Below are 25,228 nucleotides of genomic sequence, written 5' to 3'. Positions count from 1 at the left end.
TAGGCTGCGACCGGAGTTTTACCTGCGCGCCTGTTAGCGCAGAGAGCGAGCCTTTGGCAAGCAGTGCGCTGTCATGACGCTGGCAGGAAGCTGCTATAAGGTTTACACGGACAGGAAGAGTAGAAAGCGCGGGAGAACAACCATGCCTATGTCTGGTTTCGATATCGTTGTCATCGCAGCCGTGGTGATCGTCATACTGGTGCTGTTTGCCGCCGTGAAGACGGTGCCGCAGGGCTATCGCTACACGGTGGAGCGATTTGGACGCTACACCCGAACGCTTGATCCGGGCCTCAACATCATAACGCCCTTCATTGAGAAAATCGGCGCGAAGATGAACGTGATGGAGCAGGTTCTGGACGTGCCGACACAGGAAGTCATCACGAGGGACAATGCCAGCGTTTCCGCCGATGCGGTGGCTTTCTATCAGGTGCTGAACCCGGCTCAGGCTGCCTATCAGATTTCCGATCTGCAGAACGCCATCCAGAACCTGACCATGACCAATATCCGCTCGGTCATGGGCTCCATGGATCTCGATGAACTGCTGTCAAACCGCGAAGTGATCAACGAGCGCCTGCTGCGCGTGGTGGATGAAGCCGTTCAGCCCTGGGGCATCAAGGTCACGCGCGTCGAGATCAAGGATATTCAGCCGCCCGCCGACCTCGTTCAGTCCATGGCACGCCAGATGAAGGCGGAGCGTGAAAAACGCGCACAGGTTCTGGAAGCGGAAGGTTCGCGCAATGCCGCTATCCTGCGGGCTGAAGGTGCAAAGCAGGCCGCCGTTCTTCAGGCAGAGGGCGAAAAGGAAGCAGCGTTCCGTCAGGCCGAAGCGCGCGAACGTCTGGCAGAAGCGGAAGCCAAGGCAACACGCATGGTATCCGAGGCAATTGCCGCGGGCGATGTGAACGCCATCAACTACTTCGTCGCGCAAAAATATACGGAAGCCATGGCCTCGATCGGCACCGCATCCAATTCCAAGATCGTGCTGATGCCGATGGAAGCCTCATCGCTGATCGGCTCTCTGGGAGGCATCGGCGCCATTGCCCGCGAGGTCTTTGGAGATGCACCGGCAACTTCTGGCAAGGCCGTGCGCCGGGTCAGTGACCAGCCACGCAGCACGCCCGCCGTCAACCCGTTCAACCGCAATCCCGAGAGCGACCTATGATCGCGAGCATGATCGCTTCCCTTGGTCCCTGGAACTGGTGGATCTTAGGGTTTGTGCTGTTGGCAGCAGAACTGGCCGCCCCCGGTGTTTTTCTCATCTGGATCGGTCTGGCCGCCCTTATCATGGGTGCGGCCTCCCTCTTCCTCTGGGAACAGGCGCTCTGGAGCTGGCAGATCCAGCTTCTCCTGTTTGCGGGCCTCTCGGTGATCGTCACGCTGATTGGCCGCCGTTTCTACGGCAGCGACGATGCGAAAACCGACCAACCGCTGCTGAACCGCCGGGGGGAAAGCCTGATTGGAAGAACGGCCACCTTGGCGGAACCCATCCGCGAAGGCCGGGGCCGTATCCGCCTTGACGATACATGGTGGCCGGTCAGCGGCCCGGACCTTCCGGCGGGAATGCGTGTGCGCGTCGCGCATTGGAGCGGCAGTGAACTGATCGTGGAACCCGTGGCCTGATCAGGCCACGCCAATCCGCAAGAGATCGTGGAAGTGCACAAGACCTAGGGGGCGCTTGTCTGCGTCGGCAATGATCAACGCGCCGATGCTATGCTTGTTGATCAGAGCAAGAGCGGCTGTCGCGAGTGTTTCCGGCGGGATAGTCTTCGGCGTCCGGGTCATGACGTCATCGACGGTCAGTTCACCCAGATTGCGGGTCAGGTTTCGCGCCATGTCGCCTTCGGTCACGATACCGGCAATGGTGCCGTCATCGTTCAGAACGATGACACAGCCGAAGTGCTTGCGGGAAAGAACCTGCACGGCTTCCGGCATTGAGGTTCCTGATGGTACGAGCGGCAGGCGCTCCCCCGTATGCATGATATCCTTCACATGCGTCAGACCAGCGCCCAGCTTTCCGCCCGGATGGAAGGTGTGGAAATCAGTAGCCGTAAAGCCGCGGGCCTCAAGCAGCGCAATCGCCAGCGCATCGCCGATCGCCAGCTGCATCAGTGTTGAGGTGGTGGGGGCGAGCCCATGCGGGCAGGCTTCCTCCTCGTTTGGCAGCAGCAGCACCACGTCGGAAGCGCGCGCCAGGGAGGAATCCGGCGCGCAAGTCAGCGAAACCAGCGGAATCGAAAAGCGCCGCGTATAGGAGAGAATATTGCGCAATTCCGCGCTTTCTCCGCTCTTCGAGAGCGCAATCACGAGATCATTTCCCGCAATCATACCGAGATCACCGTGATTGGCTTCCGCCGCGTGTACGAAGGAAGCGGGCGTTCCAGTGGAGGCGAAGGTCGCCGCAAGCTTGGCACCGATATGACCGCTCTTGCCGACGCCCGTGACGATAACCCGGCCCGAGATGGCGGAAATCAATTCCACGGCGCGCGTCAAAGGTTCCGCAAGGCCGTTCTGCAGGGCGGCTTCAAGCGCTTCGAGTCCGCGCTTTTCAGTGGCCAGGGTGCGCAGCGCAGAGTGAACTGGATCGGTCAAGGTCAGGGATCTCGTCTCGTTCATCATGAGCGGGAGCCATAGCCCTCAGCAAAGCAAATGTCCATCCGGTGGATCAAGCTCCGCAAAAGCGAAATCAACCATTCGTTAACCACAAGGGTTTACGAATGGGTAAGGATATTTGGGAGCCCAGCCGGCGCCATGACGAAACGCATTTCAAACGATGCTTTGCGGCAGCGGCGCCTCGGCGCTACGCTGACCCTGCTTGCGTCAACCATTTTAGCCATTCCGACCATTGCATCAGCGCAGTCCGCCAATAATCGCAATACGAATGCGACGGCCAGCAGCGGAAGCCAGCGTGCTACCGCCTCAAGCACGCTGAACGAAACATTTCCCACCCGCAGCACAGGAACAGGCACCAGTACCGGCTCTGGCACGGGTCAATTGGCAGGTACGACCGATCCTTATTATGCCAGCGGGTCATCGCTGACAGATGGTGGGGCTACGGATCCGCTGGACCAATCGGGCAATGGGCTGTCTTCAACCGCGACCGGCACGACAAGCCTTGCCACCACCCCGTTGCGTGCGGGAGCCAACATGCTGCAGGGCACACCGCTCAATCAGGCAGATGGTCTGATCGCCGATGACCTGAGCGAGCTCACCGAACCGCAGCAGAACGCAGCAGAAGAAGCGATCGAGGGGGGCGGGGACGCAACTGCCCGCCGCGGCGATGGTCTCGGGGTAAAGCTAGGCACCTTCACGCTCCGCCCCAGCGTGAACCAGAGCGTTAATTCGGAAACAACCCGTAGCGGATCCAATACGAGCCGTCGCAACTACCTTGCCACGACACTGAATGGAACCCTGACATCGGACTGGGCGCGTCACGCACTCACCATCACCGGCGCCGGCACCTATCAAAAAAACATCAGCGGCACGGGACAGGCAGAGCCGAATGCGCGCCTGGATGCCGACCTGCGGCTTGACCTTTCGAACCAGACCGTTGCTCACGTGCTGGCGGGCTACGCATTCGAGCGCGAAGATGCGAGTGACCCGAACGCGATTGCCGGGACGGTGGAACAGGCCCGCGTGGATCGCTTCTCACTGGGCGGCACGATTGAGCGCGATTTCGGCATTCTGCGCGGAACCGCTGCCCTCACCGGCACGCGCACCATCTATGGCTCTGCGCGCTTCGCAGACGGAAGCTCGCTCAGCCTCAGCGATCGCGACCGCAATGCTGTGGAAGGCCGTATCCGTGTAGGTTACGAACTGTCACCAGCGCTGATCCCTTTCATCGAGGCCACACTGGGTCGAGCAGTCTATGACGATGGCGTAGACCGGCTTGGCTATGCCCGTTCCTCCTGGAGCTATGGAGCCCGCTCAGGTGTGCAACTCGATCTCGGAGAAAAGCTCCGGGGCGAGCTCGGCCTTGGCTATGCGGTTGTCGATTACGAAGATGCACGCCTGAAGTCGATTGATGCTTTCACCGTGGATGGCACGCTGCTCTGGTCACCCCAGCGCGGGACAGACGTGGATCTGGGTCTGAGAACCACCGTGCAGGATGCAACAGCGGCCGGCCAGAGCGGCTGGGTGGACTACCAGCTGAGCGCGGGTCTCTCGCACCTGATCCGCAACGATCTGACGGGCCGCCTGACAGCCTCTTCGACATTGCGCGATTATCCCAATACGGACAATGCTCTGAACTGGGCGCTCGGCACCGGTCTCATCTGGAACATCAATCGATATTTCGACGCGACGGCCAATCTTGGCTACGAGTTCACTGACAACCCGGGCGGCACCGACAGCAAGCAACTGCGTGCAGGTGTTGGCCTGACGTTGAGACGGTAAACAAAAGCCCCGGAATCGCTTCCGGGGCTGTACGCTCGCAATGCAAAGAAATTTACATCTTCGATGTGATGGCCTTCAGCGGTCCCTCGATCAGCGGACGAATATCATCGCGCTTCAGGGCAAAAGCCAGGTTAGCGAGAATGAAGCCATCCTTGGCGCCACAGTCGAAGGTCTCACCCTTGAAGTGATAGGCAGAAAACTCCTGGGACTTGGCCAGCGCCAGCATGCCATCCGTCAGCTGGATTTCGTTACCAGCGCCGCGCTCCTGCGTTTCGAGGATCTTGAAGATCTCCGGCTGCAGAATGTAACGGCCATTGATGAAGAAGTTTGAAGGTGCCGTCCCCTTGGCAGGCTTTTCAACCATCTGGGTGATCTTGAAGCCTTCGTCACCAACCTTGTCGCCCATGCCGACGATGCCGTATTTATGCGCCAGTTCCGGATCGCATTCCTCAACGGCCAGAACGTTGCCGCCGGTCTTGTCGTAGAGCTCGACCATTCCCTTGAGGCAGCTCTTCTCCGAAGCCATGATCATGTCAGGCAGCAGCACGGCAAATGGCTCGTTGCCGACGATATCGCGCGCGCACCAGACGGCATGGCCAAGACCGAGTGGAACCTGCTGGCGGGTGAAGCTTGCGGTACCGGCTGTCGGCAAAAGGTCGGAAAGCAGCGTCAGTTCCGCATTCTTGTTCCGCTCGCGCAGCATCTGCTCCAGCTCGTACTGGATGTCGAAATAGTCTTCGATGACGCCCTTGCCGCGGCCTGTCACGAATACGAAGTGCTCGATGCCGGCCGCAGCCGCTTCATCGACAACGTACTGAATGACCGGCTTATCCACGACCGTCAGCATTTCCTTCGGAACAGCCTTGGTCGCCGGCAGGAAGCGCGTTCCAAGACCTGCAACGGGGAATACGGCTTTACGGATCTTCTGTTGTCCCACTCATGCCTCCTTCAAGCACAATCCGATTAGGGTGCTAGACGTTCCGCCATAGCAACCAATCACTACCTTTTCACAAACAATGACAGAGGAGTGTCCACATGGTAAAGAATTTGTTGACACTGTCGGTCTACCCTGTTGCTTCAATGTCAGGGCGTCGTTCCCGATCCTGGCAAATTTGAGACCGGATAGAACAAGGAACACTCCGCCGATGAAAAAATTCAGCGCCAGACGCTTTGCCCTCTCCGCCATCGCAGCCATTGTTGTTGCGACTTCTGCGATAGATGCCAAGGCCGACGCCGGTTTCAAGGCATGGGTTGCCAAATTCTATGAAACAGCCGCGGCCAACGGCATAGCCAAATCCACCTATAATCAGGCATTTGCGGGCATTACCGGCCCAGACGAGGAAGTGCTGGAAAAAGCACGCTATCAGCCCGAGTTCAAATCGCAGATCTGGGATTATCTTGATTCTCGCGTGAACCCTTACACCGTCAAGGTCGGGCGCGAGATGCTGGCAAAGCACAACCGTACTCTGACGGCGCTGGAGCGACATTTCGGTGTCGACAAATACATTCTGCTGGCCATCTGGTCGATGGAAACCAATTACGGCGCCGCCCTTCTGAACCACGACCGTCTGCACCACGTGCCGCAGGCGCTGGCGACCCTTGCCTGGGGTGACCCGAAACGAGCCAATTTTGCCCGCAAGCAATTGATCGCCGCCCTCAAGATCCTGCAATCGGGCGATGTGACACCCAAGCATCTGACTGGCTCCTGGGCAGGTGCGATGGGCCACACGCAGTTTATACCGACAAGCTATCTTCTCTATTCCGTCGATGCCGATGGCGATGGCCGTCGCGATATCTGGAGTTCCATCCCCGACGCACTGGCAACCGCTGCCAATCTTCTTGCGAAAAACGGCTGGCAGACAGGCTCCACATGGGGTTACGAATCGGTCTCGCCTGCCGGGGCCGCAAAGTATGCAGGGCAAACGAAGACGCTGGCGCAATGGGCAAAGCTTGGCTTCGTGCGGGCCAATGGCAAGGCGTTTCCCCGGCCCAATGATCGCGCCACGCTCAAATTGCTTGCCGGAGCGGAAGGCCCCGCATTCCTGATGATGACCAATTTCACTGTCATCAAACGTTACAATGCGGCAGATTCCTATGCGCTCGGCGTTGGTTTGCTGGCAGACGAGATCGCTGGTTACGGCGGCATGCAACAATCCTGGCCGCGTCCGCACAACACGCTGGACATCAAGGAAAAGTTTGAATTGCAGAGCCGACTCAAGGAACTGGGCTATTATGACGGCGAAATCGACGGAAACTTCGGCTCCGGTTCGAAGGCCGCCATTGCCGCCATTCAGGCCCGCCTTGGCATGGAGCGGGATGGCGAACCGTCCAAGAGCCTGTTGAAAGCCTTGCGGAAGTAACAACATTCTAGCAGACTTGACCAATGGCCCGCACGGCTTTGCCGCGCGGGCATCGGTCCCGATGAATGGGACCAGCTTATCGAGAATGGGCCGAAGACATGACTTCCAAGCGCAGGCTCCCTCGCCGCCTCCTGACCACGGCCCTCACTCTGATGATGGCCCTGCCCGCGGGCGTGGGCGTAGCGCAGGAACAGCGACGCACCCTGTTTGACATGTTGTTCGGCAATGAACGGCGCCGCCCCGAAAGCTCTATCATCCAGATGCGGCCTCGCCCGGAACGGGTGCGTCCACAAGGCGTTGTGCGGCCGGCTGCACCCGCGCCCGTCAAGCCTCCATCGGCACCACCGCAGCCGGAAGCCGTTGAGAAGATGGACAGTGCCCGCAAAATCCTGGTGATCGGCGATTTCGGCGCCATGGGTGTCGGACAGGGATTGGAGACGGCTTTCCAGCAGGACCCTTCCGTCAAGGTCATCGCCAAGGGCTCTGTTGCTTCCGGCCTCGTGCGGCAGGACCATTATGACTGGCTCGGTGAACTGCCCCGCATGCTGGAGCAGGAAAAGCCGCAGATCGTGGTGGTGATGCTGGGCGCAAATGATCGGCAATCCATGCAGGTGGGTGCCGAGCGGGAGCGCTTCCGCACCGATATCTGGCTGAAGGAATACGAAGAGCGCGTCACACACCTGGCAAAAATGGTGACGGATCGCAAAATCCCGCTTCTCTGGGTCGGCCTTGCGGCATTCGAATCCCCGTCACTGACAGCCGATGCGGTGACTCTAAACGGCATCTACAGGTCGAATGTCGAGGAAATGGGCGGAGAATTCGTCGATATCTGGGATGGCTTCGTCGATGAAAGCGGTCAATTCATAGTAACCGGATCCGACGTGAACGGCCAACCGGCCCGCCTGAGAGGCACGGACGGCGTGAGCTTCACCGATGCGGGCAAACGCAAGCTGGCATTTTATGTAGAAAAACTGGCAAAGCGCCATCTGGGCGATCTGTCGGTGGGAGATTTGATCCGCCTGGATGCAGGAGACCTGCCGCTGCTTTCCAGCCTGCCGCCGGAAGTAGAGGCGAAGATGCCAAGCCAGCCTATCAATCTCTCCGATCCGGAACTGGACGGTGGCAAGGAACTCCTCGGCGCTTCCACCATCAAGTCGGTGGCACGGGAAACGCCTCAGAATCTGTTGCTGACCAAGGGCTTCCTGCCCGATGCTCCCGTTGGCCGTATCGACAATGTCAGGCTCAACCCCACGTCACCGTGACGCATACCATTCCAGACAGGAACGGAACGCTGTCAGGTCTGTGTAAATCGCGTCAGGTGCTGCATCATGCACGGCAATGAAGCCACCGCGCCGCTCGATGCCGCCATGCAGCATCAGATTGTCGATCATGTCGAAATCTTCGAGAGACAAGCCGTCCGGGCCGCGTTTGCGTCCATCCGGCCCCTCCGCGATCTCACCCTTGTAAAATTCCCGCGTGCGCTGAAAATGGTTAGCGCTCATGTTCGTATAGGCAGCAACACGCTTGCCCTGCGCGCAGACATAGCCAAGTTCAAAGGCGGTGCCGACATCGGCGGCGATACCACGAAAAGGCGTCAGATTGGCGATGATGCCATCGGCGCGGTTCATCATGCCTTCATCGACGGCACTGATCTTCAGGCCGAACTCATGGCGTGTCGGCGCAGGATCGATCGAAACATCGCCGGGACAGATGGGCTCGAAACCGAACTCGCGCGCCATCGCGGCCTTTGCGTCCAGCATGTGGCGGGCATTGGGGAGAAAGACTTCCGGTCCGGCAAGATAGAGTTTGAGGCTCATATAAAAATCCTCCGGATCGGAACTGGCAATTCATAACCCGAAGCGTGGTGCGCGAGGTTGGGCTTCGCGTTACGCTTCGGGCCGTAGTAACTCGTTGTCTTGGCGAACAGACGTTAGCGCGGCAGGACCGAGGAACCCATCAACGCCTCGTCCACGGCGCGGGCCACCTGACGACCCTCGCGGATGGCCCAGACCACCAGCGACTGGCCGCGACGAACGTCACCGGCTGCCCACAGCTTGTCGACCGAAGTCTTGTAGTCCTTCTCGTTGGCCACCACGTTTGTGGAACCACGGCGGTCTACATTGAGCGTCAGCTTGTCGCCCAGATCCTGCAGCACACTATCCTTCGCAGGGCCGGAGAAACCGATGGCGATGAAGGCGAGGTCTGCCTTGATAATAAACTCCGTGCCCGCAATCGGCTTGCGGCGCTCATCCACCTGGCAGCAACGCACGCCAGTCAATTGACCGTCTTCGCCAACGAATTCGAGCGTTGCGACCTGAAACTCGCGGTTTGCACCTTCTGCCTGAGACGAAGAGGTGCGCATCTTTGTAGCCCAGAACGGCCAGACGGCCAGCTTGTCTTCCTTTTCCGGCGGCATCGGACGAATGTCGAGCTGGGTTACCTTGACGGCACCCTGACGGAAGGCCGTGCCGACGCAGTCCGATGCCGTATCGCCACCGCCCACAACGACGACATGCTTGGCACCGGCAAGGATCGGCTCGGACGGCCAGCCCACGCTATCGATGTTTTCGCGACCGACGCGGCGATTCTGCTGAACGAGGTACGGCATGGCATCATAGACGCCGTGCAGGTCCACACCCGGAATACCGGCTGGACGCGGCGTCTCCGAACCGCCGCAGTAGATCACGGCATCATGGTCAGCCAGCAGCTTTTCCATCGGCATATCAACGCCGATATTGACGCCGCAATGGAAGGTCACGCCCTCACCCTTGATCTGCTCGACGCGGCGATCGATGAAATTCTTCTCCATCTTGAAGTCCGGAATTCCGTAGCGGAGAAGGCCGCCGGGCTTGGATTCACGCTCGTAGACGTGAACCTCATGGCCAGCACGCCCCAATTGCTGGGCAGCGGCAAGACCCGCCGGACCGGAGCCGATGATGGCGACCTTCTTGCCCGTGTGGATCGTTGGCGGCTGCGGCGCGATGAACCCAAGCTCGTAAGCCTTGTCGGCAATCGCCTGCTCGACGGTCTTGATCGCAACGGGCGCATCTTCCAGGTTCAGCGTGCAGGCTTCCTCGCAGGGCGCCGGGCAAACGCGACCGGTAAATTCCGGGAAGTTGTTAGTGGAATGAAGGTTGCGGATCGCCTCTTCCCACTTGTTGTTGTAGACGAGGTCGTTCCAGTCCGGGATCTGGTTATGAACCGGACAGCCGGTCGGGCCATGGCAATAGGGAATGCCACAGTCCATGCAGCGGGCGGCCTGTTTCGTCACCTCGGCATCCGACATCGGAATGGTGAATTCGCGGAAATGACGAATGCGATCCGACGCAGGCTGGTACTTTGCCACCTGCCGGTCGATTTCCATGAAACCCGTAACCTTGCCCATTTTCTTTTCCTCAGCTCAAAGAGGCGGCCATTGCGGCCCCCAGTACCAGTAGGCGAAACCGATCACCGCCCCCAGCACCACGAATTCTAAAACAAGCGCACCATTGACCAGCGCGGCGACTGTTGGAACGGCCACAGCAACTGCCAAAGCCATTCCAGTGTGGACTATGCGTCCGTTTCGCATCACTCCGCCGCAACGCCCATGCGCATGCGTTCCATTTCCTCCAGCGCACGGCGGTATTCGACCGGCATGACCTTGCGGAACTTCGGACGATACTCGCTCCAGCGGTCCAGAATCTCCTTGGCGCGGTTAGAACCCGTGTAGTGGAGATGGTTGGAGATCATCTGATAGAGCCGCTCTTCATCGTGGCGCGTCATGTCCTCGGAAACGTCCACGCGTCCCTTGTGCATGAGGTCGCCACCGTGATGGTGGAGCTTCTCCAGCATGTCGTCTTCTTCCGGAACCGGCTCCAGCTCGACCATGGCCATGTTGCAGCGCTTGGCGAAATCACCGCTCTCATCGAGAACGTAAGCTACGCCACCGGACATACCGGCTGCGAAGTTGCGTCCCGTTTCGCCGAGAACCACCACGATGCCGCCCGTCATATATTCGCAGCCATGGTCGCCCACGCCTTCGACAACGGCCACCGCTCCGGAGTTGCGCACGGCGAAACGCTCGCCCGCCACACCGCGGAAATAGCACTCGCCAGTAATCGCGCCGTAGAGCACCGTATTGCCGACGATGATCGACTGCTCGGCGGCAAGCTTGGAGTTCTCCGGCGGACGCACGATGATGCGGCCACCTGAAAGGCCCTTACCCACATAGTCGTTACCGTCGCCTACGAGATCGAAGGTGATGCCGCGTGCGAGGAAGGCACCAAAGGACTGGCCAGCCGTGCCACGCAGCGTGACATGGATCGTGTCGTCCTTAAGGCCCTTGTGACCCCAGCGCTTGGCAAGTGCGCCCGAGAGCATGGCACCGGCGGAGCGATCGACGTTCTTGATCGGAACTTCAAAGACAACCGATTCCTTGCTTTCCAGCGCAGGCATCGACTTCTCGATCAGCTTGCGATCCAGCACGTCGTCAATCGGGTGCTTCTGGCGCTCGGTCCAGTAGGTCGCTTCCTTCGGTGCTTCCACCTTGTGGAAGATACGGCTGAAGTCGAGACCCTTGGCCTTCCAGTGTGCCAGCATCTCATCCTTTTCGAGCAGTTCCGAAGCGCCGATGATCTGGTCCAGCTTGGTGAAGCCGAGCGAGGCCAGGATCTCGCGCACTTCTTCGGCCACGAAGAAGAAGTAGTTGATGACGTGCTCCGGCGTACCCTTGAAGCGCTTGCGCAAGACAGGGTCCTGCGTCGCAACGCCCACGGGGCAGGTGTTCAGATGGCACTTGCGCATCATGATGCAGCCAGCCGCGATCAGCGGAGCGGTCGCGAAACCGAATTCATCTGCACCGAGCAGCGCGCCGACGATGACGTCACGACCGGTCTTCAGACCACCATCGACCTGCAGCGCGATGCGTGAACGAAGGCCGTTCAGCACCAGCGTCTGCTGGGTTTCGGCAAGGCCGATTTCCCATGGAGAACCGGCATGCTTCAGTGAGGTGAGCGGCGAGGCACCCGTGCCACCATCGAAACCGGCAACCGTTATGTGGTCGGCGCGGGCCTTGGCAACACCGGCAGCAACCGTGCCGACCCCGACTTCCGAAACGAGCTTGACCGAGATATCGGCAGCCGTGTTGACGTTCTTCAGGTCGAAGATCAGCTGTGCCAGATCTTCGATGGAGTAGATGTCATGGTGCGGCGGCGGCGAAATGAGGCCCACACCCGGCGTGGAGTGACGGGTCTTGGCAACGGTTGCATCCACCTTGTGGCCAGGCAGCTGACCACCTTCGCCGGGCTTTGCACCCTGCGCAACCTTGATCTGCAGCATATCGGCATTGACGAGATATTCCGTCGTCACACCGAAGCGGCCCGAAGCAATCTGCTTGATGGCCGAACGCTCTGGGTTCTGCGAGCCGTCCGCCAGCGGCATGTAACGGTCGCTCTCTTCTCCGCCCTCACCCGTGTTGGACTTGCCTCCAATGCGGTTCATCGCAATCGCCAGCGTGGTATGCGCCTCGCGGCTGATGGAGCCGAAGGACATGGCACCCGTCGAGAAGCGCTTGACGATATCGACAGCAGGCTCGACCTCGTCGACGGAGATCGGCTTGCGACCGATCTGCTCGGCGGACTTGATCTTGAACAGGCCGCGGATCGTGTTCATTCGCAGCGAAGTGTCATTCACCATCTCGGCGAATTCGCGGTAACGATCCTGGCTGTTGCCGCGAACGGCGTGCTGGAGCGAAGCGACCGCATCCGGCGTCCAGGCATGGTTTTCACCGCGCATCCGGTAGGCATATTCGCCACCGATATCGAGGTTGGAGGCCAGAACCGGGTCCTTGCCGAAGGCAGCCTTGTGGCGGGCAAAAGTTTCCTCGGCAATCTCGGCCAGCCCAACGCCTTCGATGGTGGTGGCGGTGCCGAAGAAGTACTTGTTGACCAGTTCCGAAGCGAGACCGATCGCATCGAAGATCTGCGCGCCACAGTAAGACTGGTAGGTGGAAATGCCCATCTTGGACATGACCTTGAGAATCCCCTTACCGACAGCCTTGATGTAGCGATAGACGACTTCGTCCTCGGAGACTTCCTTCGGGAACTCGCCCTTCTTGTGCATGTCGATCAGCGTATCGAATGCCAGATACGGATTGATGGCTTCCGCGCCGAAACCGGCAAGGCAGCAGAAGTGATGGATTTCGCGCGGCTCGCCGGTTTCCACGACCAGACCAACGGAGGTGCGCAGACCCTTGCGGATCAGGTGATGGTGCACGGCGGCCGTGGCGAGAAGCGCCGGAATGGCGATACGGTCAGGGCCAAGCTGGCGATCCGACAGCACGATGATGTTGTAGCCGCCGCGAACAGCGGCCTCCGCACGCTCGCAAAGGCGATCCAGCATTTCCGGCATGCCTTCAGCGCCGCGCTCCACATCATAGGTGAAGTCCAGCGTCTTGGTATCGAAGTGGTCTTCCACGTGGCCGATGGAGCGGATCTTTTCCAGATCGCCATTGGTCAGAATTGGCTGGCGCACTTCCATGCGCTTGGCCTTCGCCATGCCTTCATGGTCGAGAATGTTCGGGCGCGGACCGATGAAGGAGACCAGGCTCATCACCAGCTCTTCGCGGATCGGGTCGATCGGCGGGTTGGTGACCTGCGCGAAGTTCTGCTTGAAATAGGTATAGAGCAGCTTGGACTTCTGCGACATCGCCGAGATCGGCGTGTCGGTACCCATGGAGCCAACCGCTTCCTGACCAGTGGTCGCCATTGGCGACATCAGGATCTTGGTGTCTTCCGAGGTGTAGCCAAAGGCCTGCTGGCGGTCGAGCAGGGATACGTCGCGGCGCAGCGCACGCGGCTCCACCGGCTTCAGGTCTTCCAGAATGATCTGGGTGCGGTCCAGCCAGTTGCGATAGGGATGCTTGGTGGCCAGTTCGCTCTTCACTTCCTCATCGGAAATGATCCGGCCCTTTTCCATGTCGATCAGCAGCATCTTGCCCGGCTGCAGACGCCACTTCTTGACGATGGTTTCTTCCGGCACCGGCAGAACGCCCGCTTCGGAAGCCATGATGATGCGGTCGTCGGAGGTCACGACGTAACGCGCCGGACGCAGACCGTTGCGGTCCAGCGTCGCGCCAATCTGCTTGCCATCAGTAAAGGCAACGGCAGCCGGACCATCCCAAGGCTCCATGAGAGCTGCGTGATATTCGTAGAATGCCTTGCGCTCCGGGCTCATGGACTGGTTGCCGGCCCAGGCTTCCGGGATCAGCATCATCACCGCATGCGCCATGGAATAGCCGCCACGCACCAGGAATTCGAGTGCGTTGTCGAAGCAGGCAGTATCCGACTGGCCTTCATAGGAAATCGGCCAGAGCTTGGAAATGTCGTCGCCGAAGAAGGGAGAAGATACGGAGGCCTGACGCGCCGCCATCCAGTTAACGTTGCCGCGCAGCGTGTTGATTTCGCCGTTATGGGCAACCATGCGGTACGGATGCGCCAGCTTCCACGACGGGAAGGTATTGGTCGAGAAGCGCTGGTGAACGAGGGCAACCGCAGACTCAAAGCGCGGATCGCTCAGGTCCTTGTAATAGGCACCGACCTGATAGGCCAGGAACATGCCCTTGTAGACAATGGTCGAGGACGAAAGCGAGACCGGGTAGAAGCCGGTTTCCTGACCGCCGAACTGATCATAGATGCGGTTGGAAATGACCTTGCGCAGCAGGAACAGCTTGCGCTCGAAATCATGGTTCGTCGCGGCATCGCGGCCAGCGCCGATGAAGATCTGACAGTGATAGGGTTCAGTCGCGGCAATATCCGGCGCCTTCGACAGCGAGGAGTTGTCGACCGGCACATCGCGGAAGCCGAGGAACTGCTGGCCTTCTTCAGCTATGACCTCGATCATCACCTTCTTGAAGTGCTCGATCTGCTCCGGGTCGCGCGGCATGAAGATGTGGCCAACGGCATATTCGCCAGCCTTCGGCAACGTCACACCCTGCTTCGCCATCTCCTCGCGGAAGAAGCGATCCGGGATCTGCACCAGAATGCCAGCGCCATCACCCATCAGAGGGTCGGCACCGACAGCACCGCGATGGGTGAGGTTTTCGAGGATGAACAGACCATCCTTGACGATCTGGTGTGACTTCTGACCCTTCATATGCGCAATGAAACCCACACCGCAGGCATCGTGCTCGTTACGCGGATCATAAAGCCCCTGCGCCAAGGGCAAGCCGGACGGCGACAGACGGGCAGGAATGAGCGCTTTCACCGTCTCGCTGCCGTCAGCGGGGGTGGATATAGCCTTCGTCATCATTTCCTCCTTGTCAGCGCACGCGCGCATCAGGGTTGAACCAGAAAAGCGTCGCTTCAAGCGCCGCAGAAGCACCGCCTGAAACCGATCGACCCTTGAAGGTTAACGGTTTCAACCAGTGCCAAGACCAGAAATAGGACAGGATAACTGTCCTAGTTCTCGAATTTTATGACAGACATCTGTTCAAGGCGCAAGCCGCACGCTCGAAAAAAGAAGGCTTATTACGGCATGAAAGTTATCTTGAATGCTGCAGCACTGAAATAAAATTAGGACGAACCTGAATGAACCGCACTTTCATTGTGACCTATTCCGTTTCGACAAAGGGTATAGGAGCGGCTCTTGATCAAGTGCCAGATCCGTCTAGTTTGGCCGCCAAGTTCTGCCAGCATTCATCGGCGCATACGAAAGGTCACTTCATGTTCTTTGCCTCTGACAACTGGGCGGGTGCACACCCGCTGATCAGCGAACGCTTGACAAAGGAGGCCGCAGGCTTTGCATCCGCCTACGGTACCAGCGATCTGGACCGCTCCATCGAAGCACGTTTCAGCGACATCTTTGAGACAGACGTTGCCGTCTTCTATGTCGGGACGGGAACAGCTGCCAACTCTCTGGCGCTCGCCAGCCTTGCAAGGCCAGGCGGCGTGACATTTGCCCATCCGGAAGCCCATGTCATTGAGGATGAGCTGGGCGCTCCGGACTTCTTCTCTGGAATGCGCATGATCGAAGTGGCTGGCCCACTTGGAAGGATGGATGCCGAAAACCTGAAGGCGCAGATCGCCCGCTTTCCGCAGGATGCCGTACACCACGGCCGCGCCAATTCGGTCACGCTGACACAGGCAACCGAGCAAGGGACCGTTTACGATCTTTTAGAAATTGAGACGCTCACGCAAATTGCCCGCGAGAACGGCCTGGGCGTGCATATGGATGGCGCACGCTTCGCCAACGCGCTGGTGGCGCTTGGCACAACACCCGCGGAAATGACATGGAAGCGGGGCGTAGATGTTCTTTCCTTTGGCGGCACGAAAAATGGCTGCTGGTGCGCCGAAGCCATTGTCTTCTTCGACCCCGCCAAGGCGCGCGAAATGCCATTCATTCGCAAGCGGGCAGCGCAACTTTTCTCCAAATCGCGCTTCATCTCCGCCCAACTGGCCGCCTACCTCGACAATGACCTGTGGCTGGATCTCGCCCGGCATTCGAACTGCATGGCCGACAGGCTCCGCGCCGGTCTCACTGCATCCAACACAGCGCGGCTTGCTTGGCGCACTCAGAGCAATGAGGTATTCGCCGTGATCCCCAGGACTACGGCGCAGTCGGCGGAGCACAAGGGCGCGAAGTTCTATGAGTGGCCGACACCGAAAGATCTGGCCGAAACGATCCATAAGGACGATACCCTCATTCGTCTCGTCACCAGTTTCGCAACAACCACCGAGGACGTGGATCACTTCCTGGACGTCATACAGCAGGCTTAAAGGAAATCCAGGAGGGAGACCCCTCCCTTCTGGTCTGGTTTCGTGGCACATGCGTGCCGCAATTATATCCAAAATTTAACAGAATCATACTTATGTATTTCCTTATTTGTCACAATGGAAAATTGCATTGCATTAGAATTAATGCGCATAACAGAAATGTAATTTCCTGTTATTGAGGGTATTATTGTTTGGCAAGAAACTCGTCTCCACATGCTGAGTGTCAGTCAACGAGCATCGGAGATATATAACATGAAGAAGTACTTTGTAGCCGGCAGTGTGATTCTGGCAGCATCAATCGGTGGAGCGAGTATTGCACAGGCGAAATCCGCCACCTGCCCCGATACAACCCCGGCCCAGATCGAGGCACTGTTTACCGAATTCAATAATGCCTGGGCCACAAAAGACCCTGCCAAGGTGACATCACTCTTCACCAAAGAACCAGTTCTGCTTGCTACCGTCTCCAACAAACCTCGAACAACGCCCGCTGAGGTAAATGACTATTTCGTCAAGTTTCTGCAGGGTAGCCCCGTTGGCAAGATCGACACCTCCACTGTAGAAATCGACTGCAACACGGCATCGCGCCTTGGCACGTGGACAGTTACCCTTACGGACGCGAAAACGGGCGCGAAGACCGATGTGAAAGCGCGCTACAGCTTCCTGTACCGATACGAGGACGGAGCCTGGAAGATCGATCATCTCCATTCGTCGATGATGCCGGAAAAATAAGTTCGGTAGGTAACGGGGGCGCCCGGAAACTCTTCCGGGCAATCTCTTTTCAACCCACCTGCGGGACGAGACGCGCCACAATCAGCGCTGACAATGCCTCTACCAGAGCCGCATCCGCCCCCCGGCGAGGCACAAGTACGAATTCCACGTCATCAAGAGGCGGGAGCCACCCACCCGACACCTCCTTCAGCCCATCAGGCGCCATGCTGCGCGGCTGCACCAGAATGCCCATTCCGGCGCGCGCCGCTGCCGTGAGGCCGCTCAGGCTGGCGCAGGTGCAGACAATGCGCCACAGGATCTTGTGGCGGTCCAGCGTGTCTTGCGCAATCTTGCGCGTAATGCTCGGCGTCGGAAAGGCGATCAGCGGAACCGGCTCGCCCTCCTTCAATCGGAGAAGCTCCGGATCGCGCGCGAGCCAGACGAGAGGTTCACGGTATAGCAATCGACCCTGCGTTTCACCGATATGGCGTTTTGCAAGAACAAGATCCAATTCACCGACTTCCAGCATCTGATAGAGGGGCGAACTCAGGGCCACAGTCAGTTCCAGATCCGCCAGCGGATGAAGCCGGATGAAGTCTTCCAGGATCAGCGTCAGGCGGCTCGCAACGACATCTTCCGAAACGCCAAGCCGCAAGCGCCCGCGCAAACGGTTTTCGCCAAAAAGGGAATGAACCTTCCCGTTGAGATCCAGCATGGCACGCGCATAACTCAAGAGCGCCTCGCCCTCCGTCGTCAGTTGCACGCGGTGCGTCGTGCGATCGATCAGTTGTTTACCGAGGCTTTTCTCCAACCGCTGAATATGCTGGGTCACAGTCGACTGGCCGATGCCAAGCCGGTCGGCGGCGGCGGTAAAACTACCGCAGTCGTGTAGGCGAACAAAGCTTTCAAGATGGATCAGGTTTAACATCGTATCACGATCTACGATAACTGTTAGTGTTTGCATTTTGCTTCATGATCACCCATTCGTAAATCTGGTTTTTCGAATGGATGAGATCATGCGCCGTTTTCTGCCGGACACCTTCACGCTGCTGCTGGTCGCAACCGTTATCATCGCCTCGCTGTTGCCGGCTCATGGGGAGTTTGCAACGATTTTCGGCTATGCGACGGACTGCGCGATCGCACTCCTGTTCTTCCTGCACGGGGCGCGGCTATCGCGCGATGTGGTGATTGCCGGCGTGTTGCACTGGCGCCTGCATCTGACCATTCTGCTGGTGACGTTCGGCATCTTCCCACTGCTGGGACTGGGGCTTGGCTTCATCCCTGAGACAATCCTGAAGCCGGAGCTTTATCTCGGCCTTCTCTTCGTCTGCGTCCTCCCCTCGACGGTCCAATCCTCAATCGCCTTCACATCAATCGCCGGCGGAAATGTACCGGCAGCCATCTGCTCTGCCTCGGCCTCCAACTTGTTCGGCATGTTCCTGACGCCGCTTCTGGTCGGCTTGCTCATGGCAACGAACAGTGACGCTGGCTTTAATCTAGGAGCGCTTGAAACCATTCTGCTCCAGCTTCTTGCCCCCTTCATTCTCGGCCAAGTGCTGGAACCCTGGATCGGCAAATGGATCCGCTCGAAAAAGAAGCTGCTTTTACCCGTCGATCGCGGCTCGATCCTGATGGTTGTCTATCTCGCCTTCAGCGAATCGGTGAATGAAGGTCTCTGGCAGACCTTCTCAGTGCAGGACATAGGGATTGTGATCGCGCTCGATATCCTGCTCCTGATCATCGTCCTGCTGATCACGGTGTTCGGAAGTCGCCTGCTGGGTTTCAACAGGCAAGACGAGATCACCATCACCTTCTGCGGATCGAAGAAAAGCCTCGCTTCCGGCGTTCCCATGGCAGGGGCTATCTTCGCCGGGCAAAGCATTGGTGCCATCGTACTTCCGCTGATGCTGTTTCACCAGATCCAGTTGATGGTCTGCGCGGTCATTGCCCAACGTTATGCAGCCAGAAAGATCGAACAGGAAGCTCAGACAGAAGCGGCTCTTGCTGCGACCCGATCCGCATGATCATGGCATACGGACGCTACCGAACAACCTGAACCAGGCCCAAAACAAAACCCCCGCCGATCGTTTCGACGGGGGCTGCATGGAATGACAGCGCAACTGGACCGTAAGCGCGCAATTGAACAGATCAGTTGACCTGCTTTGCCGTAGGCTGTGCCTCGATCGTCTTGGTTGCCTCGGCAATGTCCGCCGCGATAGCAATACGGCGGGGCTTCAAGGTTTCGGGAATATTGCGCAGCAGGTCGATATGCAGAAGACCATTCTTCAGGGAAGCGGCCTGAACCTCGACATGGTCAGCAAGCTGGAAGCGGCGCTCAAAGGCGCGCTTGGCGATGCCACGATACAGGAATTCGGTCTTGTTGGCCGCATCGTCCTCAGACTTCTCACCCTTGACCGTCAGCACATGCGCGTGCGCCTCGATGCTGAGTTCCTTTTCGTCGAAACCGGCAACGGCCATCGTTATGCGATAGGTGTTTTCACCCGTCCGCTCGATATTGTAGGGGGGATAACTCGGCGCCTGCTCCGGTTGGCCAACGCTGTCCAGCATGGAAAAGAGACGGTCAAAGCCAACGGTAGAGCGATAGAGCGGCGAAAAATCAACGTGACGCATGGTGTCCTCCTTGAAGCGACGTTTGCGATTTGAAAGCACGGGAGGCGACCCATTCTGGCGACGCTTCCCCGTTGTTACGAACCCTTGCGGCGTCCGTGACCTTGAGATGGTGAGCCAATTTTGCTCGTTCAAGACCTTTTCGAATTTTCTGGAAATTTCCGCCAAGCCGACTTTGGCGAAAGCCTGAACTCCCGCTGAACACGGCATTCGCGGCCTGTTCAGGATGATCCGGCTACTTCTTGCCTCGAACCGGACGGGTCTGCCTCCGGCGACTGAAGCCACGTCCCTTCTCTTCAGTCATTCCCCCTCGCCGGAACTGGCACTGCCGGTTCCGGCTTTTTTCTTTGACCTTGTGGCCAGCACCCCCTATCCCTGACAAAAAAAGAGCAAGGCGGCACCATGGACGAAGCTCAGGTCTCCCGATCGGACATTCTGTTCTCCACGCCGGATAATCCGGTTCCGGGCAATTGCACGGCAGGCTATTTCGAGGGCTTTCGCGGCACCCGCCTCCGCTATGCTCTGTTCCGGTCGGCAATCTCTCCCGCCAAGGGAACGGTGGTTCTGCTGCAAGGACGCAATGAATCCATCGAAAAATATTTCGAGACCATTCGCGATCTGAATGCCATGGGGCTCTGGGTCGCGACCTTCGATCTACGCGGACAGGGCGGCTCAGAACGCCTGTTGAAAGATCCGCGCAAAGGTCACGTGCGGCGCTTCATGGACTATCAGTACGATCTGGAAATTTTTCTGCAGACCATCGTGCTGCCGGACGCACGCCTACCCTTCTTTCTGGTCGCCCATTCAACCGGTGCCTTGATCGCTCTGGCATCCGCCCCGCGTCTCAACAACCGGATCGACAGGATGGCGCTCGCGGCACCCTTCGTCGGATTGGGCGGACAGGCCTTGCCGGAAAAATGGCTGCGTCCCCTCACCTCGACACTGTCTCGGCTGGGCCTGGGCTCAGTCTCGATGGGCAAGGACCAGGGTCCTCGCCCCTTTGCGAACAACCCGCTGACATCGGACGAAGCTCGTTTCAACCGGAATTCAGCTATCGTCGCGGCAAGGCCGGACCTCACCATCGGGGTGCCCACGGCACGATGGCTGCACGAAACCCTGATGGCGGGCTCGATGGTCAACGACCAATCGCATCTGAGACGGATAACCATCCCGACGCTTATTCTGGCACCCATGCTGGATGGTATCGTGCCCTACATCTATCAGGAACGGCTATCGCGAAACTTCCGGGCAGGACAACTCATTACCATCACCGGCGCCCGGCACGAAATCTTTCAGGAGCGTGACATCTACCGCATGCAGGCGCTGGCCGCGATCCAGGCCTTCATGCCTGGCACGGAGCCACTGGTGGATCTCTCCGAGACAGCCGCCTGAGCGTGATCGTCACCGACCTGCCAGCAGGTCCATGGCTTGCTCATAGACCGCGCGACTGCCGGCTGCGATGATGCTGCCGCCATCTTCCGGGCGACCGCCGTCCCAGGTGGTGATGATGCCTCCGGCCTGCTCGATCAGCGGAATGAGTGCACCGACATCATAGGGCTTCAGGCCATTTTCGACGACAAGATCAACATGCCCCGCCGCCAGAAGCGCATAGGCATAGCAATCCGTGCCGTAGCGGAAGAGGCGAACCTTGCTTTCGACGCGGTCGTACTGGCTGCGCTCATCGGTCGAGAAGATGTGCGGTGATGTGGTGAACAAAATGGCGTTGGAGATATCTCCACAATCGCGCACCTGGATACGATGCGCACCATCGGGGCCGGAATACCAGCTCGCCGACCCATCGGCAAAATAGCGTTCACCGGTAAAAGGCTGGTCAACCAGTCCCATCACAGCTCGTCCGCCGGAACGCAAGCCTATCAGCGTACCCCAGACGGGTACGCCTGAAATGAAAGCGCGGGTTCCATCGATCGGATCGATGACCCAGATATGCTCGCGATCCAGGCCGATTGATTCGTGCTCTTCACCCAGAATGCCATGGTCGGGAAAGGAATTTACGATGAGTTCCCGGATGGCGAGTTCCGCCGCCTGGTCGGCCTCCGTCACCGGATCGAAACCCCCATGCAGCTTGTTGGTGACCGCAGTCCCGACCCGGAAACGAGGCAGCGTCTGGCTGCGCGCGGCATCGGCTAGGCTATCGAAGAAGGCGCGATCTGGCAGCATGTTTCCCCCGGTAAAAATTTGCCCTCCTTTCTAGTCGAAAGGCCGACAGGAGCAAGCGCAACCGTATCGAATTAACGGCGCAACACGCGTTTGCCTTAAGTTTGATCACCAAAAAGGAATGCTTGACATTTGGGCAATATGTCATTAATGTGATTTTTGCAGTCGAAAGACTGTAAATACCCTCCTTGGGTGTTTCCTCCCTAGACTTAGCCGCGTCCGTGAGGCGCGGTTTTTTTTGCCCGCACGCAAGCGTCGGGGCAAAAGTGATACAACAGGGAAACGAAAACTATTCCGCCGCGAGCGTCGATTCGATCGAAAATTCGTCCGCAAAATCGATCATCTGCCGCATGAAGAGCGACAGCGCCGCAGAGACCACCTCAAAATCCGCGCGCTTTTCAAGCGTTGCTTCATCCACATAGAGAGACCGGTTGACCTCGATCTGCAGGGCATGGAGCCCACGAACCGGGCGGCCGTAGTGTTCCGTGATAAAGCCGCCCGCATAGGGCTTGTTGCGGACGGCGTTGAAACCGAGATCCTCCAGGATATGCAAGGCCGCACGCGACAGTTCAGCGGAGGCGCTCGTCCCGTAGCGATCACCGATAATGAAATCGGGCCTCGTATCCGAGCCCGCAATGCGGATATTACCCGGCATGGAATGGCAGTCGATAAGGACCGAAAAGCCGAAACGGGCGTGAGTACGAGCGATCAGGCGTCTCAGGCACGCATGGTAGGGCTTGTAGAGCGCCTCGATCCGCGACAGCGCATCCGCAACCGGCATGCGTCGCGCATAGATCTCCATATTCTCGGCAACGATTCGTGGAACCGTACCCAGCCCACCTGCCACGCGCATGGATCCGATATTGGCGTAGGATGGCAGGGCATCCTCGAACATACGCGGGTCAAGCTCGTAAGGCTCGCGGTTGACATCCAGATAGGCACGTGGAAAGTGGGCAACCAGCAGTGGCGCACCGAGTTGAGGCGCATCTGAGAATAATTCATCGACGTAGTGGTCTTCGGATCTGCGAATACTCAATGCATCGAGCCGGGACGCCGCCAGAAATTCCGGTGGATAAAATCGACCGCTATGGGGAGAATTGAAGACAAAGGGAATGGTTTGCTGCTCAGGCTCCCGCACTTCAAAGGGTTCTAGCCGACCATCAGCCCATTGCATTCGATCTTTACCATGTGGTGAACAACTCAAGGTGACATGTTGCCAGTTGCCTGCTGCGAAGTCCATACTATGTAAATCCATAAAGAAGGCATCTGGCGGTTATCGTTCACCGGTTTTTTACTGGCGAAAAGCTACCGTCAAAGCCCTAATTCAAGAGAAACCCATTAACGGTCCTGATGATGCAAAAGATCCTTCTCGCCGAAGATGACAATGATATGCGCCGCTTCCTGGTCAAGGCGCTGGAAAAGGCCGGTTACAAGGTGACCTCCTTCGACAATGGAGCAAGCGCCTATGATCGCCTGCGCGAGGAGCCCTTCTCCCTGCTTCTGACCGATATCGTGATGCCTGAGATGGATGGTATCGAGCTGGCGCGTCGCGCTACCGAGCTCGACCCAGATCTCAAGGTCATGTTCATTACCGGTTTTGCCGCCGTTGCCCTGAACTCCGATTCGAAGGCGCCGAAAGACGCCAAGGTGCTTTCCAAGCCCTTCCACCTGCGTGACCTTGTGGACGAAGTGAACAAGCTTCTGGCCGCTTGACCCCGGTTTTCCGGGCTTCTTCCTGACGCTTCAAAAAAACGTCACGAAGTTGCAAAAAAGCGGTTGACGGGTCGGCCGCTTTTATGGTCTATCCGCCGCCACGGAAGGGCGTGTAGCTCAGCGGGAGAGCACTACGTTGACATCGTAGGGGTCACAAGTTCGATCCTTGTCACGCCCACCATTCCTATACCCTGCATTTGCAGGCGTTTGCGAGGTTGACGACATAACCCGCATTTCCTTTCTCTTTTCACTTGCCCAAGTTTCGCCCATTAAACCGCTTTCTAGCGGCTTCAAGATGCTTGGGCGAGTGGTGTCCATACGTGTCGCGGATCGTCTTTTCTGACGTTCCGGTGAAACCAGAAATCTCCCAAAAGGGAACACCCCGCTGAAGCATCCAGGTGATGCAGGTGTGCTTCATGATGTGAGGTGTTACTTCTGTGTCCAAGCCAGCAAGTTCACGTGCGCGATCCCACCCGCGCCGCTCTTTCTTGATTAACCTGCCCGCATATTCCACAGGCCCGTTAACGGTGATTTTTCGCCAGCGCCGAACATGTGGCAGAAGGTTTTCTGGGATTGGAACGGGAGGCCGACGCTTATTGGTTTCAGCTTGCCCTTTGCCACGCCGGTACATTACCTCGTGGGCAAGGTCCAGCCATCCACCGGAGGAGTTGACGCCCCAACGAAGCTGAAGAATGGCTTCATGCCGTGTTCCGGTGTAGAGTCCAATGAGGATGAAGCGAGCAACGTGATAGGAAGGTTTGAACATCCTACCCCACTTCACCGCCTCGCGCGTGCCGATATCAAAAGCAACGGGAACGATGCCAAGCGCACCAGCCAGCAAGCGGGCGGCCTCAGATCGCGTCAACCACCGCTCTCTTGCAGGAGCCTTGGCCGGGAAAGTGACCGGAACAGGGAAAAGAAGCTTTTTCTCCTTGTGGGCAAAATTCAGTGCGGCAGAAAGCGTTTCCAACTCGCGCCGCGCTGTCCCGGCTGCAACAGGCCGTTTACCGATGTGACCCGCAACACGCGCCGCGACGTAGGCCCGACAAGAAGAACCATCAATAAATTCGCACATCTTTTCACCGAAGTAGGCGAGCAGATTCGTCATATGCCAACCTACAAGTTCCGGGTGTGCAAGTTCTGCACCACGTTGCTCACCATAGAAGGCGAGGACATCCGCTATCGCGACCTCGGAAGGTGCGCCTTTTCGCCATTCCGGCCGATGTTTTGAAGCGATGTAGGCTTGGAGTGCCTTTTCAGCTTCTCCGCGATCTGATTCGCTGAAGCCTGTGCTGACTTCAGGCATTCCGGTGTCGAGAATGACCCATACGGACGGACGGCCTTTTCGCTCTCGGAGCCAGAGCCTTGGCCCCTTCGGCTTTCGCGGCATCTTTCCCTCATCTGCTTAATGTTGTTCAACGTGGTGTAAAGCTTATTGGCAATCCGCTCACATTCGAGGTTGCCCTTGCCATGTTCGGTTTTAAGCCCGCTCTCGGTCATGCT

The 25,228-nt window shown here is 58.3% G+C and carries 21 protein-coding genes and 1 tRNA gene; 11 read left to right on the top strand and 11 right to left on the bottom strand.

The genetic code is table 11. The features are described from left to right. The first annotated feature begins 142 nt into the window (after nt 1-142). Nucleotides 143-1,162 carry an SPFH domain-containing protein gene (locus E8M78_RS02315; protein ID WP_137133523.1) on the top strand — a complete coding sequence of 340 codons (1,020 nt, stop codon included), beginning with the start codon at nt 143-145 and terminating at the stop codon, nt 1,160-1,162. Beyond that, entirely contained in the window at nt 1,159-1,620 is a 462-nt protein-coding gene (locus E8M78_RS02310; protein ID WP_137133522.1) for an NfeD family protein, read from the top strand. The genes E8M78_RS02315 and E8M78_RS02310 overlap by 4 nt, the downstream gene beginning before the upstream one ends. On the opposite strand, the gene E8M78_RS02305 is transcribed toward E8M78_RS02310, so the two are convergent. Then, nucleotides 1,621-2,613 carry a KpsF/GutQ family sugar-phosphate isomerase gene (locus E8M78_RS02305; protein ID WP_137133521.1) on the bottom strand — a complete coding sequence of 331 codons (993 nt, stop codon included), beginning with the start codon at nt 2,611-2,613 and terminating at the stop codon, nt 1,621-1,623. Nucleotides 2,614-2,748: 135 nt separating this feature from the next. On the opposite strand from E8M78_RS02305, the gene E8M78_RS02300 reads away from it, so the two are divergent. Then, nucleotides 2,749-4,392 (top strand): outer membrane beta-barrel protein, encoded by a 1,644-nt coding sequence (locus E8M78_RS02300; protein ID WP_170973293.1) that lies wholly within the window; start codon nt 2,749-2,751, stop codon nt 4,390-4,392. A 52-nt stretch (nt 4,393-4,444) separates the two neighbouring features. On the opposite strand, the gene galU is transcribed toward E8M78_RS02300, so the two are convergent. Next, nucleotides 4,445-5,329, bottom strand: coding sequence for a UTP--glucose-1-phosphate uridylyltransferase GalU (gene galU, locus E8M78_RS02295; protein WP_137133519.1), 885 nt, complete (start codon nt 5,327-5,329; stop codon nt 4,445-4,447). Nucleotides 5,330-5,537: 208 nt separating this feature from the next. On the opposite strand from galU, the gene E8M78_RS02290 reads away from it, so the two are divergent. After that, on the top strand, nt 5,538-6,752 hold the full coding sequence (locus tag E8M78_RS02290) for a lytic murein transglycosylase (protein WP_137133518.1): 1,215 nt from the start codon (nt 5,538-5,540) through the stop codon (nt 6,750-6,752). Between the two features lie 98 nt (nt 6,753-6,850). After that, entirely contained in the window at nt 6,851-8,014 is a 1,164-nt protein-coding gene (locus E8M78_RS02285) for a GDSL-type esterase/lipase family protein (protein WP_137133517.1), read from the top strand. Here E8M78_RS02285 and E8M78_RS02280 read toward each other — a convergent pair. The 4 genes from E8M78_RS02280 to gltB all read right to left on the bottom strand — a co-directional run bounded on the left by E8M78_RS02280 (nt 8,006) and on the right by gltB (nt 15,038). Beyond that, on the bottom strand, nt 8,006-8,569 hold the full coding sequence (locus E8M78_RS02280) for a nucleoside 2-deoxyribosyltransferase (RefSeq protein WP_137133516.1): 564 nt from the start codon (nt 8,567-8,569) through the stop codon (nt 8,006-8,008). The two genes, E8M78_RS02285 and E8M78_RS02280, sit on opposite strands and share 9 nt — an antisense overlap. A gap of 113 nt (nt 8,570-8,682) precedes the next feature. Beyond that, nucleotides 8,683-10,137, bottom strand: a complete 1,455-nt coding sequence (locus E8M78_RS02275) for a glutamate synthase subunit beta (protein WP_137133515.1) — start codon at nt 10,135-10,137, stop codon at nt 8,683-8,685. 15 nt (nt 10,138-10,152) lie between these two features. After that, nucleotides 10,153-10,284, bottom strand: coding sequence for a hypothetical protein (locus E8M78_RS24020; protein ID WP_281405048.1), 132 nt, complete (start codon nt 10,282-10,284; stop codon nt 10,153-10,155). Nucleotides 10,285-10,319: 35 nt separating this feature from the next. Further along, on the bottom strand, nt 10,320-15,038 hold the full coding sequence (gene gltB, locus E8M78_RS02270) for a glutamate synthase large subunit (protein WP_137133514.1): 4,719 nt from the start codon (nt 15,036-15,038) through the stop codon (nt 10,320-10,322). Between the two features lie 413 nt (nt 15,039-15,451). On the opposite strand from gltB, the gene E8M78_RS02265 reads away from it, so the two are divergent. Together E8M78_RS02265 and E8M78_RS02260 are read left to right on the top strand one after the other, a co-directional pair. Then, nucleotides 15,452-16,504 (top strand): low specificity L-threonine aldolase, encoded by a 1,053-nt coding sequence (locus E8M78_RS02265; RefSeq protein ID WP_137133592.1) that lies wholly within the window; start codon nt 15,452-15,454, stop codon nt 16,502-16,504. Nucleotides 16,505-16,753: 249 nt separating this feature from the next. After that, nucleotides 16,754-17,230, top strand: coding sequence for an SgcJ/EcaC family oxidoreductase (locus tag E8M78_RS02260; RefSeq protein WP_137133513.1), 477 nt, complete (start codon nt 16,754-16,756; stop codon nt 17,228-17,230). Between the two features lie 49 nt (nt 17,231-17,279). Here E8M78_RS02260 and E8M78_RS02255 read toward each other — a convergent pair whose 3' ends face one another. Beyond that, a complete protein-coding gene (locus E8M78_RS02255) occupies nt 17,280-18,137 on the bottom strand; it encodes a LysR family transcriptional regulator (protein WP_137133591.1) in 858 nt (285 codons plus the stop codon). 88 nt (nt 18,138-18,225) lie between these two features. On the opposite strand from E8M78_RS02255, the gene E8M78_RS02250 reads away from it, so the two are divergent. Further along, complete coding sequence (locus E8M78_RS02250) at nt 18,226-19,233, top strand: bile acid:sodium symporter family protein (protein ID WP_137133512.1); 1,008 nt, start codon at nt 18,226-18,228, stop codon at nt 19,231-19,233. Between the two features lie 124 nt (nt 19,234-19,357). On the opposite strand, the gene E8M78_RS02245 is transcribed toward E8M78_RS02250, so the two are convergent. Further along, nucleotides 19,358-19,840 (bottom strand): Hsp20 family protein, encoded by a 483-nt coding sequence (locus E8M78_RS02245; protein ID WP_137133511.1) that lies wholly within the window; start codon nt 19,838-19,840, stop codon nt 19,358-19,360. Nucleotides 19,841-20,239: 399 nt separating this feature from the next. On the opposite strand from E8M78_RS02245, the gene E8M78_RS02240 reads away from it, so the two are divergent. Then, nucleotides 20,240-21,229, top strand: a complete 990-nt coding sequence (locus E8M78_RS02240) for an alpha/beta hydrolase (protein ID WP_137133510.1) — start codon at nt 20,240-20,242, stop codon at nt 21,227-21,229. 9 nt (nt 21,230-21,238) lie between these two features. On the opposite strand, the gene hisN is transcribed toward E8M78_RS02240, so the two are convergent. Beyond that, a complete protein-coding gene (gene hisN / locus E8M78_RS02235) occupies nt 21,239-22,015 on the bottom strand; it encodes a histidinol-phosphatase (protein WP_137133509.1) in 777 nt (258 codons plus the stop codon). 286 nt (nt 22,016-22,301) lie between these two features. Beyond that, entirely contained in the window at nt 22,302-23,186 is an 885-nt protein-coding gene (locus E8M78_RS02230) for an N-formylglutamate amidohydrolase (protein ID WP_137133508.1), read from the bottom strand. A gap of 176 nt (nt 23,187-23,362) precedes the next feature. On the opposite strand from E8M78_RS02230, the gene cpdR1 reads away from it, so the two are divergent. After that, entirely contained in the window at nt 23,363-23,725 is a 363-nt protein-coding gene (cpdR1, locus tag E8M78_RS02225; RefSeq protein ID WP_062555736.1) for a response regulator CpdR1, read from the top strand. 106 nt (nt 23,726-23,831) lie between these two features. Beyond that, a tRNA-Val gene (locus E8M78_RS02220) sits at nt 23,832-23,906 on the top strand. A 66-nt stretch (nt 23,907-23,972) separates the two neighbouring features. Here E8M78_RS02220 and E8M78_RS02215 read toward each other — a convergent pair. Then, entirely contained in the window at nt 23,973-25,115 is a 1,143-nt protein-coding gene (locus tag E8M78_RS02215; RefSeq protein WP_137133507.1) for a site-specific integrase, read from the bottom strand. Between the last annotated feature and the right edge of the window lie 113 nt (nt 25,116-25,228).

This window comes from Rhizobium sp. FKY42 (genome assembly GCF_005222835.1).
Lineage (GTDB): Bacteria > Pseudomonadota > Alphaproteobacteria > Rhizobiales > Rhizobiaceae > Neorhizobium.
This window is presented reverse-complemented; position numbering and strand designations above follow the sequence as displayed.